This window comes from Xanthomonas axonopodis pv. maculifoliigardeniae, assembly GCF_041519315.1.
Lineage (GTDB): Bacteria > Pseudomonadota > Gammaproteobacteria > Xanthomonadales > Xanthomonadaceae > Xanthomonas > Xanthomonas euvesicatoria.
Genome location: NZ_CP167998.1, coordinates 3,695,121 through 3,710,413 on the forward strand (window position 1 = coordinate 3,695,121; position 15,293 = coordinate 3,710,413).

The following is a 15,293-nucleotide window of genomic DNA, read 5'->3' on the forward strand; positions in this document are numbered from 1 at the left end:
CGCGTAAACAGCTTGCTTGTCAAGCAGTGATCGAACGGGCTCCCGACGCCTGCCCGCATTGATGGCGGCCAAGCATGGCGCACGAGTATCGGGATGCAGGCAGCACGCGACCGGCTCGGCTACTCTGCGTGGATGACCGAGCACCTCACCGACCTGAGCGCCGCCGTGGAGCGGATCCTGCAACGCATCGACGGCCCGCTGCGCGTGGGCGCGCCGCTGGGCATCGGCAAGCCGCACCGTCTGTTGAACGCGCTCTACGCACAGCTCAAGGACACGCCGTCGCGGCCACTGGCGATTTACACGGCGCTCTCGCTCAATCCCCCCAGGCCGGGTACCGGACTCCAGGCGCGCTTTGCCGCACCGTTCATCGCGCGCCACTTTGGCGAGGATTTCCCCCGCCTTGCCTATGTCGACGCCATGCTGCGCGATGCCTTGCCCGCGCATGTGCAGGTGGAAGAGTTTTACATGCAATCCGGCGGGCTCTTGCATTCCACCCAGGCCCAGGCCGACTACACGAGCCTCAACTACACGCATGCCGCTGCAGCGGTGGCGCAACGCGCGCCCAACCTGATCGTGCAGAAAGTGGCGCGCGAACCGGGCAGCACGCGGCTGTCGTTGTCGTGCAACAACGACATCACCCAGGACACGCTGGACGCGGTGCAGGCACTCGGCTTGCCGCGCCCGATGCTGGTGGCGGAAGTCGATCCGCTGTTGCCGTGGATGGGAGGCACCGCAGCGGTAGATGCCGCATTCTTCGATCTGATCATCGATTTGCCAGGTCCGTTCCCGCAGCTGTTCGGCTTGCCGCGGCAAGCGGTGAGAAGCGTCGACTACGCCATCGGCTTGTATGCCAGTGCCCTGGTGCGCGATGGCGGCACCTTGCAGATTGGCATCGGCACGCTGGCCGATGCACTGAGCCATGCACTGGTGCTGCGGCATACCGATAACGCGACCTATCGCCGTGTGCTGCATGCGCTGGATCCGGCACTGGAACACCACCCGGCCGTGCAGGCCAGCGGCGGCCTGGAGCCGTTTGCCGTCGGCTTGTACGGTTGCAGCGAGATGCTCAACGAAGGCTTCAAGCAATTGGTGGACAGCGGCGTGATCCGTCGCAAGGTGCACGACGATCTGCCGCTGATGCAGCGCATTGCCGATGGCAGCGCCGACATAGCCGATCACGCACGTCTTGCCGCCGAAGGCGAGTTCCTGCATGGCGCGTTCTATCTCGGCTCGCCCGCGTTCTATCAATGGCTGCGCGATCTGGAAGCCCCGACACGCGCGGCGATCGGCATGCGCCGCATCAGCGAGATCAATCAGCTCTACGGCGGCAACGAGACGCTAAACCGCTTGAAACGCAAGGATGCACGCTTCTTCAACTCCTGCATGATGGCGACCGCGCTGGGCGCGGCAGTCTCCGACGGGCTGGAAGATGGCCGCATCGTGTCCGGGGTCGGCGGGCAGTACAACTTCGTGGCGATGGCGCATGCACTGCCGCAGGCACGTAGCGCCTTGATGCTGCGCGCCACCCGCGAGGCTGGCGCACACACCGCCAGCAACCTGCGCTGGAACTACGGTCACACCACCATTCCACGCCATCTGCGCGACCTCTACATCACCGAATACGGCATCGCCGATCTACGCCACAAGACCGACCAGGACTGCGTGCTGGAAATGGCCGCCATCTGCGATGCCCGCTTCCAGGGTGAATTGCTTGCCCAGGCGGAACGGTCGCGCAAGTTGCGCACAGCGCCTGCACTGCCGGTACGCGCGCAGCGCAACACACCACGTGCACTGGAACAGGCACTGGCCCCATTTCGACGCGACGGCAGCCTGCCCGATTACCCGCTCGGCAGCGACTTCACGAAGATCGAACGGCGTCTGCTGCCCGCATTGGGCTGGCTCAAGGGCGCAACTGCCAGCACTGGCGGAAAGATCGCCACGGTGGCCCGCGCACTGCTCACGCGCCAAGCGCCCGGTGCCGATGATGTTGCCTGCCTGCAACGCATGGCACTGGATGCGCCAAACAGCCTTGGTGATCGCCTGCAGGCGCGGCTGCTGACCCATGCCTTGCGACAGACCGCCGCGCCATGAAGAAACAGTGCCGCGATTTGCCACCGGCTCGAACGCACCGCGGCAAGCACTGACGCATCACGGACACACAGCGGAAAGATATGCGTCAAACTGGGCCGTGATGATGGCGACCTCGTCGCTTTCCGGCTGTGCTGCATGCATTTTTTTCGCGTGTTTACTGCTGTCACGTCAGGGTTCGATCGCAAAACGAAGTTGGTGCGCCCAAAGCGAAGCAAGACGCAGCGCACCGCCATCTTCGCCGTGCTGTTGCTGAGCAGTCTTGTCGCGCAAGCCGCACCGCGCCTGACCGACCTGCAGTACATCGGCAGCCACAACAGCTACCACGCCGGCTTTGCGCCCAGCGAAGCGGCGTTATTGAAGCAACTGGACCCGACACTGTTTGCCGCGCTGGATTACCGCCATCCCGCCTTGACGCAGCAACTTGACGATGGCGTGCGCCAACTTGAACTGGACGTCTTCGCCGATGCACAGGGCGGGCGCTACGCACATCCGGCCATCGTTGCGCAGATCGCCAAGGCCGGTCTGCCGACCGCACCGGCAAGCGCGCCCACCGGAGTGATGGACAGGCCCGGCTTCAAGGTCATGCATGTGCAGGATCTGGACCAGCGCAGCAACTGCCAACCGTTGATTGCCTGCCTGCAGGAAATCCGCACCTGGTCGAAGCAGCACCCGGGCCACGTGCCCATCTTCATCCTGCTCGAAACCAAGCAGGCGCCGATCCAGTTGACGTTTCCCACCGTACAACCCGAACCCTTCGATGCAAAGGCGATGGATGCACTGGATGCCGAACTGCGTTCGGTCTTCCAGCCCGGTGAATACATCAGCCCCGATCAGGTGCGGGGCCGCGCGCCTACGCTCAACGCAGGCGTGCTCGCGCATGGCTGGCCGTCGTTGGCCCAGGCGCGCGGCAAGGTGGTATTTCTGCTCGACCAACGCGTTGCCGGTGCCAGCTATCTGCCCGGCCACCCATCGCTGCGTGGCCGGGTGTGTTTCACCAATGCGGTGCCAGGCGAAGACGATGCGGCCTTCGTCGAACGCAACGACGGCCCTGCCGATGACATCAAAAAGCTGGTCAAGGCGGGCTATCTGGTACGTACACGCACCGATGCGGATTTGCAGGAAGCCCAGCACAACGACACCGCCCGGCGCGACGCCATGCTGGCCAGCGGCGCGCAATTGCTCAGTACCGACTTCCCGATCAACGAGCCGGCCGATAACGGCTACGTGGTGCGCTTCGATGGCGGCGCGGTGGCGCGTTGCAATCCGCAACGACCGGACCCGGGTTGCCACGACATCGACCTGCACCACTGAGGGCAGCAACGCGCACAAGCGGCCCTACGCATCAGCCCTGTCGCAATGGAAGCGTCGGCGATCCATGGCCGTGCCCGCTGCCCGGGCGCGAGCCTCCCCTCCCCCATCACGCGAGCATCAAGATGCAGTTTTCCCGCCCCCTCCATCGCTTGACCTGCGCCATTGCCGCGGCGCTTTGCGCGCCATCGCTGGCGTGCGCTGCAGAGATGACCACCACCACGTTGGACTCGGTCAACGTGCAAGCCACCCAGGCCGCGGCGCCCGGTTCGCTCAACGAACAGCGCCTGTCCAATAGCGTCAACAGCGTGATGAGCAAGCAGCAGATCGATGCAATTCCCTCCGGCGGCATTGCCGATGTGGTAGCGCACATGCCGGGATTATCGGCCTACAGCGACATGCATCTTGGCCAGGCCACCACCGGCGAGAACGCCTACGTCAGCATCCGCGGCATGGACGCCAGCTATAACGCATACACGCTCAACGGCTTTGGCATGCCGGAAACCGACTCCTCGACGCGCGCCATTTCCTTGAACATGCTGGCGCCATTCGGCATCCAGTCGGTGCAGGTCTCCAAATCGCCGACGCCCGACATGCCCGGCGATTCGATCGGCGGCGCGATCGATATGCGCACCCCCAATGCATTTGATTTCGACCAAGACCTCTATGCCAAGAGCACCGCGCAAGGTCAGTTCAACGCACTAGCCCACCACCTGGGTGGCAAGGACAGCGGCGGCACCTTCCAGCAAGAGCTGGCCTGGAAGTTCGGGGAAGGCGATGCGTTCGGCATCTACGCCTCGGCCTATTACGGCAAGAACAACAACATGGCGCAGGCCCCTGCGCCCAACAGCAAATACGTGCCCGCCGACCCTGCGCTCGCCGCCGCCACCGATTTGCGCGATGTCGGCCCGCTGATCAGCACCCGCTACAAGTACAGCCTCTACGCCAGCCAGATCGAACGCTATGGCGGCAACCTGTCGCTGGATTGGCAGGGCGACACGAGCGCGCTGTATGCACGTGCCATCTACGGCAGTTACGGCGTCACCGGCACCCAGGACCAGTCCAGTGCGCGCCTGGAGACCTATCGCAACCAGCCCACGGCGGTGCGCGGCGGGTACTTCAATACCCACGATATCGACGAGACGCTGGCCACGGTGCAACTGGGCGGGCAGACCACGCTCGACCGGCTGCACCTGGACTACGGTACCTCGTTCGGCCGCGGCACGCGCAGCCGGCCGGATTATGTGTCGGCCAGTCTGTATGGGTTTACCCCGGGCAGCTTCGCCTTCGACCTCAGCGACCCCACCTACCCGAGCATCGGCCCAAGCTCGCCGGCGTTGAAGGACTTCTTTTACAACCTGGATTCTTCGCTGTTGTGGAAGGTGCAGGGCCACGACGCCGGCAGTCACGATAACCGCTTCAACGCGCATACCGACATTGCGTACCAGGTCGATGGCGCTGTGCTGGACAGCGTCAAACTTGGCCTGTCGGCCGATCACTCCGAGCGCGACGCCTATGACCACCCGTTCTTCCACAAGGATGGCAACTTCGTCACCAACGGCCCGTACTTTGGCGGCCCCAATTACGCGTTTCCCACCGCCGGCGGCCCGCCGCTGAGCGCGATTCCCGGCCGCATCACGTACAACGCATTCGATGGTCACTATGCGGGGCCGTTCAAGCTGCTCGATCGCGGCTGGATGCGCGCGCAGGCGCTGCCTTACAAGTACATCGACGACCCGAACGGCGCAGGCATCTATACCGCCAACGACTACAACGCCAACACCACCTCCAGCACCGAAGCGATCTATTCGGGCTATGCGATGGCCGCGCTGCATCTTGGCAAGGTGAGCATACTGCCCGGCGTGCGTTACGAACTGACCCAGTATTCGGCCGACTCCTGGCAATCCAGCGGCGATGGCAGCACCGGCAGTTTCGTCGGCAGCGGCAGTACCTACGGCAAGGTCTTGCCAGGCATCAGCGTCAACTATCGGCCGGACGATCTCACCGTATATCGCGCGTCGTTGCGCCGCAGTTTCAGTCGCCCGGCATTCGGGCTGATTTCCGGCGAGACGGTGTATTCGATCGATGACACCCAAAAAGTGGTCGGCATCTCCAAGCCCAACCCCAACCTGCAGGCGAGCACCGCCGACAACGCCGACCTGTCTGCCGAGTTCTACGATCATCAGGGCGGCGTGCTCAGCGCCTCGACGTACTACAAGCGCATCAATGGGTTCATCTATACCTCGCAATCGGCCACCAGCAACGACAGCACCCTGGGCGGCCTGGTGCCAACCGGCACGACCTTCGAAAATGGCGTGCCGGTGACCATGCCGCAAAATGGCGGCACCGCAAAGCTCTATGGGCTGGAGTTGGCGGCGAGCAAGCGCCTGCAACAGTTGCCCGGCCTCTGGAGCAACTTCGGCGTCACCGCCAACCTTACGCTGCAGCACAGCCAGGCAGATAGCAAACGCAGCGACCAGCCGGAAAAGACCTGGCTGCCGCGCGCACCCGAACGCATCTACAACCTGGATCTGTTCTACGACGACACGCACCTGCGCACGGACCTGAGCTACAACTACACCGGCCTGCAACTGCTGGGGCTCACCACCGACCGCCTCAATTACTACCTGCAGCCGGTGAAGTCGCTGGATTTCAATGCGACCTATCACTTGCCGCACCATATCGATGTCGGCGTGTCGGCAAAGAACCTGCTCAATGCCGCCACGTTCTACGAAACGCAGGGCAAGTCCAAGCGCTACATGGCCTACGATCCCGGCGCCGACGGTGCCTATGTGCAAACCGGGCGCACCTACATGCTGACCTTGGGCTACACGTACTGATCATAGGCCGGCACGCTGCAGCGGTGATCTTTCAACGGAAAGTACGCCGCTGCGGCGATTGCCACCTGCTATCCAGCGGCTGTCGCAGCGCCATTGCTGGATCCGCGATTGCGCTGCCGCATCATCGCACCGCAGTATCGGTAGTGAGGCTCCATCACAACGGTGTGCTGCGTCAGTCGATTGCGCGGCGGCAATGTCCACCGCAATGCCGCATCGCACCGCTTGCCCAGTCAGTACCGGTGCAGCGATTTCACGCAGAAAACGCAGGCGGCTGCGGCAAGGTGCGCGCATGCCTCTTTCGGACCTGCACATGCCACCACGCCCCTACGCTCGCGCCTGCTTGCTTGCCCTTGCATTGGGTACTTCCTTGTCTGCGCTGGCGCAGGCGCAACAGCCCGCGCCTGCCGCTGCGCCTGCATCGGCCGCAGCTCCCGCGGCCAAGGTTGTTCCCACCGGGGCGCGCTCGGACCTGCACGCGCAGGTGTTGCTGGATCGCGCGCATTTTTCGCCGGGCCAGATCGACGGCGAGCGCGGCTCCAATCAAAAGCGCGCAGTGTCAGGGTTCCAGGCCGCCCACAACATCAAGGCCACCGGCGAGCTGGATGACGCGACCTGGCAAGCCCTGCAGGCCGACACCACACCGGCCCTGGTGCAGTACACGCTTACCGACGCCGATGTCGCCGGCCCGTTCCAACCCATTCCCAAGGGGCCTGCCGAGCAGGCCAAGCTGACTGCGCTTGGCTATGCCTCCGTCGACGAAGCGCTGGGCGAACGTTTCCACGCAGACCCCGCGCTGCTGGCCCAACTCAACCCTGGCGTGGATCTGAGCAAGGCCGGCAGCGTGATTCAGGTACCCAACATCGACGGGGTGCCGCCCCTGGCCAAGCCAGCCAAGCTAGTGGTGGATAAGTCCGATTCGACGCTGCGGCTATTGGACGCCGACGGCAAGGTCTATGCGCAATTCCCGGTGTCTTCCGGCAGCAAGCACGACCCGCTGCCCATTGGCCGTTGGAAAATTCTCGGCATCTCGCGCGACCCGGTTTTCAAGTACAACCCCAAACTGTTCTGGGATGCGAAAAAGGGCGATCAGAAGGCCACCTTGCCAGCGGGCCCAAACAATCCGGTCGGCCGTGTCTGGATCGATCTGTCCAAACCGCATTACGGCTTGCATGGCACGCCCGAGCCCGGCCATGTCGGCAAGACCGAATCGCATGGCTGTGTGCGTCTGACCAACTGGGACGTGGTCAACCTCGCCAGCGTGGTCGGCCCGTCGGTGCCGGTGGTGATGCAGGAATAGACATGAAACTGCTGATGACCTTGGTGGTGGGCGTCGTGCTGGGCGCGGCCGGCTATTGGTGGCTGGAACGCACCGCACCGGAAGCGAAAGTAGAACCGTCATCCAGCGCTGCACCCATCGCAACAGATCGCAGCTCAGCGAGTGCTGCGCCGATGGCAGCCCCTGCAGCGGCCGCCACGGCGGCACCGATGGCTGCCTCAGCACCACTGTCCGATCCCGCGCCCGCCGGCATGCCTGCCGCAACAACGCCAGCGCAGCCGCCTGCCGCTGCGGCACCGGGCAGCGACTTGCTGATTCCGGTAGAGGGCATCGGCGCCAGCCAGTTGCAGGACACCTTCACCGATGCGCGCAGCGAAGGCCGCGTGCACGATGCCATCGACATCCTCGCTCCTACCGGCACACCGGTTGTGGCAGTTGCCGACGGCACGGTGGAGAAACTGTTCACCAGCGAGCGGGGCGGCCTGACGATTTACCAGTTCGAGCCTGGCGGCAAATACTGCTATTACTACGCGCACCTGGAGCGCTATGCCGACGGCCTGGCGGAGAAACAATCGATCAAGCGCGGCCAGGTCATCGGCTATGTCGGCAGCACTGGCAACGCCAATCCTGCCGCACCGCATCTGCACTTCGAGATCCATCGGTTGGGGCCGGAAAAACAATGGTGGAAGGGCGAGGCGCTCAATCCCTATCCGGTGTTGCACGGGGACCAGCCCCTGCAGTGAGATGGTCGCCCAAATGGGCCTCGCTACGGCCTGCGTTTGTTGCACAGCGCCGCCATCTGCCGCAACGCCTGCGCGCCTTCATCGACTGGTTGGCAGAGGTCATGGCACCGTATCTGCAGCCGCTTTTGCAATAAGCAGCAGGTACATCGGCGCAGCGCGCTACGCCGATCGGCAGTCATGCACAGCGAACCCCTTGCATTGCGGACTTCGCAGCGCACGTGTGGCGCTGATGTCTAGTGCATCGCATGCATGTTGACTCGATGACGCGACACGCTGCCTCACGACAATCGAGGTCTCGATGCACCGCGCGCCCTGATCGCGCAATCAGCGCGGCTGACAGAGGCCCTGTTCGGCAGTGCAATTCCCTGCAATCTGCTGAAACTCGGAACACCAAAAAGCACAAGCATCTTTCGCAAGATGCCCGTGCCATGGCGCAATCGCAGCGAGCGTTGCAGACGCCCGATGTCGCTTCAGATCAGAACGTGTAGTTGAAGGTCAGCATGCCGTTGCGCGATGCGCCCCACGCACCATAGCCATTGTTGAACTGCGCGTAGTAACGCTTGTCGAGCAGGTTGTCGATATTGAGCTGCACCGAAAACTGCGGCGACAGGCGATAGCGCGCAAACGCGCTGACCACTGCGTACGGGCTCTGCTGGAAGGTGCCATACACCGGGTCCACATAGTACGAACGGTTCTGCCAGTTGACGCCACCGCCCACGGTCAGATCGCTCCACGCGCCCTGCGGGGTGTAGCTACTGAACAGCTTGATGGTGGTGCGCGGCAGTTGCGTGTTGATCGAGGCACCGCTGTCGTCGCGTGCAGTGTAATGCGAGGCGCCCAAGGTCGCGTTCCAGCCCTGAGTCAGGCGGCCGGAGAGTTCGAAATCGAAGCCTTCGCTGACCACACCATTGGCAGCGACGTAAGCAAAATCGCTGCTGCCCGGCACCAGCGTGCTCGTCGCCACACCCAGATTGTCCTGCTCGATGCGGAACAGGGCCAGCGAGGCATTGAGCTGGTCGTCGAACCAGGCCGCCTTGACGCCGGCTTCGTAGCCCTTGCCGCTCAACGGATCCAGGTAGCCGCCATTGGCATCGCGCAAGGTCTGCGGGTTGAAGATCTCGGTGTAGCTGACATAGGTCGACCAGACATCGTCGATGTCGTACACCAGCCCGGCGTACGGAGTGACTTCGGTCTGGGTGTCGGAGAACGGCACCAGCCCCTGCGTCGCATCGGCGTTACGGCCGTCAATCTGCCAATCGGTATAGCGCGCGCCCACCAGCAACGTCAGTGGATCGGCCAGCGAGAAGCGTGCGGCCACGTAGGCGGCCTTCTGCTTGATGGTGCCATCGCTCTGCACCGTGCGCGGGCTCCAGTTGGGCTCCGGATACGCGCCATTCCAGCCCAGGTAGCTGTCCAGGGGTGCGGGGAAGTCGAAGGTACCGTTATTGACGTACTCGCGCCGGTTGTAGCTGGCGCCGGCGACCAGTTGATGTTCGCGGCCGAACAGCTGGAACGGGCCCTGGGCATACACGTCGGCGCCGTCGGCCTTGCGCTCGGTCTGGTAGTTGCCCGAATACGGCACCACCCCACCGCCGGTGGTGCGGTCGAAGCCGAAGATGGTGTAGAACGGATAGAACAGGTGGTTCGTCGCTTCGGTGTTTTCGTGGCTCACATTGGCCTTGAGGGTCCAGCCGTTGTCGAAGCTCTGTTGCAGGCTGGCGAAGGTGCGCTGCAGGCGCGTGTCCCAGAACGTCCAGTCGGCCGCCGGATTGAACGAGCGCTTGTAGTCGGTACGCGTGCCATCGCTGTAGAACAGCGGGAAGCCGCCCCAGGTGACATCGTCCGATTCCTTTTTCTGGTACTCATAGCCCACGCTCAACAGCGTGCTCTCGGTGAGGTCGGCATCGATGATGGCCGAGCCGATCTTCTTGCGCAGGCTGTAGCGATCCATGTCCGATTCGCCGTCCTGATACACGCCCACCACGCGTGCGCGCACGGTGCCTTCGGGACTCAGCGGCACGGTGAGATCGGCCACGCTGCGGGTCTTGTTGAAGTCCCCGCCGCCCACCGACACGGTGCCGGTGAAGTCGCGGCTGAGCGCATGCTTGCGTACCAGATTGATCGAGGCCGACGGATTACCCGAGCCGGTCAATAAACCGGTTGCGCCGCGCACCACTTCCACGCGGTCGTACAGCGCTACATCCAGTGCCGAATCGCCGTAGCTCCACGCCTGCTCCATGTAGGCCGGGATGCCATCGAATTGGTAGTTATCGATATAGAAGCCGCGCGCATAGAAGTCCAACCGTTCGCTGTCATTCTGCGAAGCCGAGATACCGGTGACGTTGTTGAGCACGTCGGTGATGCTCTGCAGGTTCTGGTCATCCATGCGCTCGCGGGTGATCACGGTGACCGACTGCGGAATCTCGCGCAGCGCCAGGTTCATCCGCGTCCCGGCAGAGGTTTTCTCCACCGTATAGCCCTTGGCCTGCTCACCCTGCACGGTCATCCGGTCCAGCGTGGTGACGTCGGCATCGGCGGTGGGCGCTTCTGCCAAGACCTGGCCGGCGGCCAGCGTACACAGCGCAGCGAACAGTGCGCGGGGCAGGGCGTGGCGGCGTGCGCCCACAGAAATAAGACGCATTTCGGTACTACGGATCATCGGGTGACTCCAACGCAGACGGATCGGGCCGCACGCACCGCATAGGCGCAGCGCCGGCAACAAGGGGGAGGAACGGTGCGCCATACCATTGGCAGCGCATCATTTTAATGGGAATGATTCACATTTTAAATAGCCCGCGTAACACCTCGTTGGTATCGACCGCCACAAGGCAAACACCGGCTCCCTGGCTCCCTGGCTCCCTGGCTCCACGCCCTGCCGGGTCGCGATATCACGCGTGGGAGACCATGACGTGCAAGAGCCGCTGCGTACGCATCGGCTCGCCGGCGCCAGGTCCGCGCACCGCAGCTGTCCCGCTTCTGCCATCAGCCGTCATACGTGGCGGGCATGGCCTCGCGCTTTGGCGCCGCCCTGTGCAGGCCCTCCCGCACAGCCATTGCGGTTACACATGCATCTGGCAACCCGTCGGCCGCCAGGGTTGCGGCAATGACGCATGCCGCGGCTTGCGTACTGTTGCGATGGCGATCGTCCCGAAGCCTGCGGCGCTCCGATCCACCGCTGCAGGAAGCGCTCGCATCGAGTTGCGCAAATTCTCGCGACATGCAGCGTTGCCAGAGATGCGGGCGCCCCCTCCGCCGGCCACGCAGCACTCGAAATGGAGACATCGCACCGCGAGTGCGCGAAACGCAGCGCGTTGTGACATCCGCCACAAACAAAAACGCCGGCTTTCGCCGGCGTCTTTGTGACTCATATCAGCGCACTACAGCGCCTTCGCTGCGGCCACCACGTGCTCGGCAGTGATCTTGAAGTACGCATACAGCTGATCGGCCGGTGCCGAGGCGCCGAAGGTATCCATGCCGACGACATCGCCATCCAGGCCGACGTACTTGCGCCAGAAGCCGGTCACGCCCGCTTCCACCGCCACGCGCTTGCGCACGGCGTTCGGCAACACCGACTCGCGATACGCCGCATCCTGGCGGTCGAACACATCGGTCGACGGCATCGACACCACGCGCGTCTTGAGGCCGGCCGCATCCAGCGTCTGCTTGGCTTCCACCGCCAGGCCCACTTCCGAGCCGGTGGCGATCAGGATCACGTCCGGCGTACCGCCTTGGGCATCGGCCAGCACGTAACCACCGCGTTCGATCAACTTGATCTGCTCGGCGCTGCGCGGCTGATGCTGCAGGTTCTGACGGCTGAAGATCAGGCAGCTCGGGCCGTCCTTGCGGGTGATCGCAGCCTTCCAGCTCACTGCCGATTCTACCGCATCGCCCGGGCGCCACACATCGTTGTTGGGGATGTAGCGCAGCGAGGCCAGGTGTTCCACCGGCTGATGGGTCGGGCCGTCTTCGCCCAGGCCGATCGAGTCGTGCGTGTACACGTGAATCGCATGCGCCGGGTTCAACGCGCTCATGCGCACGCCGTTGCGTGCGTAGTCGCTGAACACCAGGAAGGTGGCGTCGAAGGGAATGAACCCGCCATGCAGCGCCAGACCGTTGGCAATGGCGGTCATGCCGAACTCGCGCACACCGTAGTACACGTAGTTGGCATCCGGGTCGTCGGTGGCGACCGACTTGCTGGCCTTCCACAAGGTCAGGTTGGAGTGCGCCAGGTCGGCCGAACCACCGATCAACTCCGGCAGCAGCGGGGCAAACGCTTCAATCGCCAGCTGCGAAGCCTTGCGCGAGGCAATGGTCTGGCCCTCTTCCTGCGCCTTGGCGATGTAGGCATCGGCCTTGGCGATGAAGTCGGCCGGCAACTCGCCGTGCGAGCGACGGGTCAGCTCGTCGGCTTCGCTGGCGTACTGCTTGGCATACTTGTCGAACAGCTGTTCCCATTCAGCCTGACGCAAGGTACCGGTACCGCCGGCACGCCAGCCGGCGTAGATCTCTTCGGGAATTTCGAACGGGCCGTACGGCCATTCCAACGCCTTGCGGGCGCCTTCCAGTTCGTCCTTGCCCAGCGGCGCGCCATGCGAGGATTCCTTGCCGGCCTTGGTCGGCGCACCGAAGCCGATCTTGGTACGGCAGCAGATCAGCGTGGGCTTGTCGGTGTTTTCCAGCGCCGCCTCGATGGCGGCCTTGATCTTGTCGGCGTCATGCCCGTCCACATCGCGGATCACGTGCCAGCCATAGGCCTCGAAACGCGCCGGGGTGTCGTCGCTGAACCAGCCGGCGGTATTGCCGTCGATGGAAATCTGGTTGTTGTCCCAGAACGCCACCAGCTTGCCCAGGCCCCAGGTACCGGCCAGCGAGGCGGCTTCGTGCGAAATACCCTCCATCAGACAACCGTCGCCCATGAACACCCAGGTGCGGTGATCGACGATTTCCAGCTCCGGGCGGTTGTAGCGCTGCGCCAGCAACTTCTCGGCCAACGCGAAACCGACCGCATTGGCGAAGCCCTGGCCGAGCGGACCAGTGGTGGTTTCCACGCCGGGAGTTTCGCTGCGCTCGGGGTGGCCGGCGGTCTTGCTATGCAACTGGCGGAACTGCTTGAGCTGCTCGATCGGCAGGTCGTAGCCGGACAGGTGCAACAGCGCGTACTGCAGCATCGAACCGTGGCCGTTGGAGAGCACGAAGCGGTCGCGGTTGAACCACTGCGGGTTGTTCGGGTTGTGCCGGTAGAAGTCGTTCCACAGCACTTCGGCGATATCGGCCATGCCCATCGGCATGCCGGGATGACCGGACTTGGCGGCTTCGACCGCGTCTGCGGCAAGAAAACGGATGGCGTTGGCCAGCTGGCGGCGGGTGGGCTGGGTCATGGGCGTCTATGGAAGCGGAGGGAACACCGCTGGAAGCGGAGGCCCCTATTCTCCCATACACAGCGTTAGGGGGCCGGGATTGGTGATTGGAGAATCGGGATTGGCGAAGGCACGGGCGACCTGACCTTCATCCAGGAAGGCCCGATGGCACCACACGATCGCAACAGCCCGCTTTAGCGAATCCCCAATCCTGACTCCCAAATCCCTACTCTTCGCCCTTGGCCACCAAGGTCGTCAGCGCCAGATCCCCGGTCACGTTCAGCGCCGTGCGGCACATGTCCAGGAAGTGGTTGACGCCCAGGATCATGCCGATACCCACCGGGTTGACCCCGACCATCGCGCAGATCAGCGCCACCACCGGCAGCGAGCCGGACGGCACGCCGGCCGTGCCGATCCCGCCCAGGATGCAGACCAGCATCACCATGAACTGCTGGCCCAGGCTCAGGTCCACGTTGAAGAACTGCGCCAGGAAGATCACCGTGACGCCTTCGAAGAGTGCGGTGCCGTTCTGGTTGGCGGTGGCGCCCACGGTCAGCACGAAACGCGACACGCGCGCCGGCAGGCCCATCTCGTCGGCCACGCGTAGCGCCGTCGGCAGGGTCGCGTTGCTGGACGCGGTCGAGAACGCCATCACCGTCGCTTCCTGGGTCTGGCGGAAAAAACCCAGCGGCGAGCGTCCGGCGAATTTCACCGCAATGCCGTAACTGACCACCATGTGCAGGCCCAGCGCCAACACCACCACGCCCACGTAGGCGCCCAGACGAATCAGCAGATCGAAGCCGAACAGCGCGGCCAGGTTGAACATGAAACACGCCACCGCATACGGCGCCAGGCGGATCACCAGCCCGATCAAGGTCATCGAAATCTCGAAGACCCCTTCGATGCCGCGCCGCAATGTGGCGACCTTTTCGTCTTCGGTCAGCACCATGCCCACGCCGAACATCACCGCAAAAAACATCAGCGACAGAATCGCGCCGTTGCTCGACGCGGCGGCAATCACGTTGCTGGGCACGATCGACAGCAGCATGTCCATGCCCTGCGGCTGCGTGCCGGAGCTGGAAATGATCTCGCGGGTGCGCTCGGCGTTTTCCTGGATCAGCTGATTGGCCAGTTGCGGGTCCACGCCCCCACCGGGCTTGAGCACGTTGACCAGCACCAACCCCAGCAGCACCGCCACACCGGACAGCACCACGGTATAGCCCAGGGTGCGCCACCCCACCCGCCCCAGCGCGCGGATGTCGCCCATTTCGGAAATGCCCATGACCAGCGCCGAGAACAGCAGCGGCACGATCAGCATGAAGATCAGATTGAGGAAGACCTGCGAAAACGGCGTGGTGACGTACTTGGTCGCCAGGCGCACCCACTCGGCGTCGCTGCCAGCCAGGTAATAGACAGCCAGGCCCAACAACAGGCCAACGGCAAAGCCAATTCCCATCTTCCAATGCAGGGGCAGGCCCGGGCGACGCGTGGCTGGGGATGCTGTCATCTGGTCAGGCCTTGGTGGACACAAAGACCGGAGCTTAACAAACGCCATGGATGCGGCCACCTACCCGGGTGCTGCTATATGCCTGGTGCGGGTAGGCGAGCTTCTCGCTGTCGGGTGAGGCAGGCGTTTTGCAGTTGGCTGCAGGAGTTGCTGTTTAGGCGCAAAGCAGGA

Annotated in this window: 8 protein-coding genes; 5 read left to right on the forward strand and 3 right to left on the reverse strand. The window is 63.7% G+C overall.

Annotation, left to right across the window (positions count from 1 at the left end):
• The first annotated feature begins 132 nt into the window (after window positions 1–132).
• The 5 genes from ACDH77_RS15805 to ACDH77_RS15825 all read left to right on the forward strand — a co-directional run bounded on the left by ACDH77_RS15805 (window position 133) and on the right by ACDH77_RS15825 (window position 8,258).
• Window positions 133–2,091 (forward strand): acetyl-CoA hydrolase/transferase C-terminal domain-containing protein, encoded by a 1,959-nt coding sequence (locus ACDH77_RS15805; RefSeq protein WP_031424148.1) that lies wholly within the window; start codon window positions 133–135, stop codon window positions 2,089–2,091.
• 135 nt (window positions 2,092–2,226) lie between these two features.
• Window positions 2,227–3,402 (forward strand): phosphatidylinositol-specific phospholipase C1-like protein, encoded by a 1,176-nt coding sequence (locus tag ACDH77_RS15810; protein WP_031424151.1) that lies wholly within the window; start codon window positions 2,227–2,229, stop codon window positions 3,400–3,402.
• 122 nt (window positions 3,403–3,524) lie between these two features.
• Window positions 3,525–6,239 (forward strand): TonB-dependent receptor, encoded by a 2,715-nt coding sequence (locus ACDH77_RS15815; protein WP_031424153.1) that lies wholly within the window; start codon window positions 3,525–3,527, stop codon window positions 6,237–6,239.
• A 367-nt stretch (window positions 6,240–6,606) separates the two neighbouring features.
• The gene (locus tag ACDH77_RS15820; RefSeq protein WP_029820174.1) at window positions 6,607–7,536 is read left to right on the forward strand and encodes a L,D-transpeptidase; all 930 of its coding nucleotides are present in this window, start codon (window positions 6,607–6,609) and stop codon (window positions 7,534–7,536) included.
• Between the two features lie 2 nt (window positions 7,537–7,538).
• Window positions 7,539–8,258, forward strand: a complete 720-nt coding sequence (locus tag ACDH77_RS15825; RefSeq protein WP_031424157.1) for a M23 family metallopeptidase — start codon at window positions 7,539–7,541, stop codon at window positions 8,256–8,258.
• Between the two features lie 475 nt (window positions 8,259–8,733).
• On the opposite strand, the gene fhuE is transcribed toward ACDH77_RS15825, so the two are convergent.
• The 3 genes from fhuE to ACDH77_RS15840 all read right to left on the reverse strand — a co-directional run bounded on the left by fhuE (window position 8,734) and on the right by ACDH77_RS15840 (window position 15,122).
• Window positions 8,734–10,917 (reverse strand): ferric-rhodotorulic acid/ferric-coprogen receptor FhuE, encoded by a 2,184-nt coding sequence (gene fhuE, locus ACDH77_RS15830; protein WP_031424159.1) that lies wholly within the window; start codon window positions 10,915–10,917, stop codon window positions 8,734–8,736.
• A gap of 718 nt (window positions 10,918–11,635) precedes the next feature.
• Window positions 11,636–13,636, reverse strand: coding sequence for a transketolase (gene tkt / locus ACDH77_RS15835; protein WP_029820177.1), 2,001 nt, complete (start codon window positions 13,634–13,636; stop codon window positions 11,636–11,638).
• 205 nt (window positions 13,637–13,841) lie between these two features.
• Window positions 13,842–15,122, reverse strand: coding sequence for a dicarboxylate/amino acid:cation symporter (locus ACDH77_RS15840; RefSeq protein WP_031424162.1), 1,281 nt, complete (start codon window positions 15,120–15,122; stop codon window positions 13,842–13,844).
• Between the last annotated feature and the right edge of the window lie 171 nt (window positions 15,123–15,293).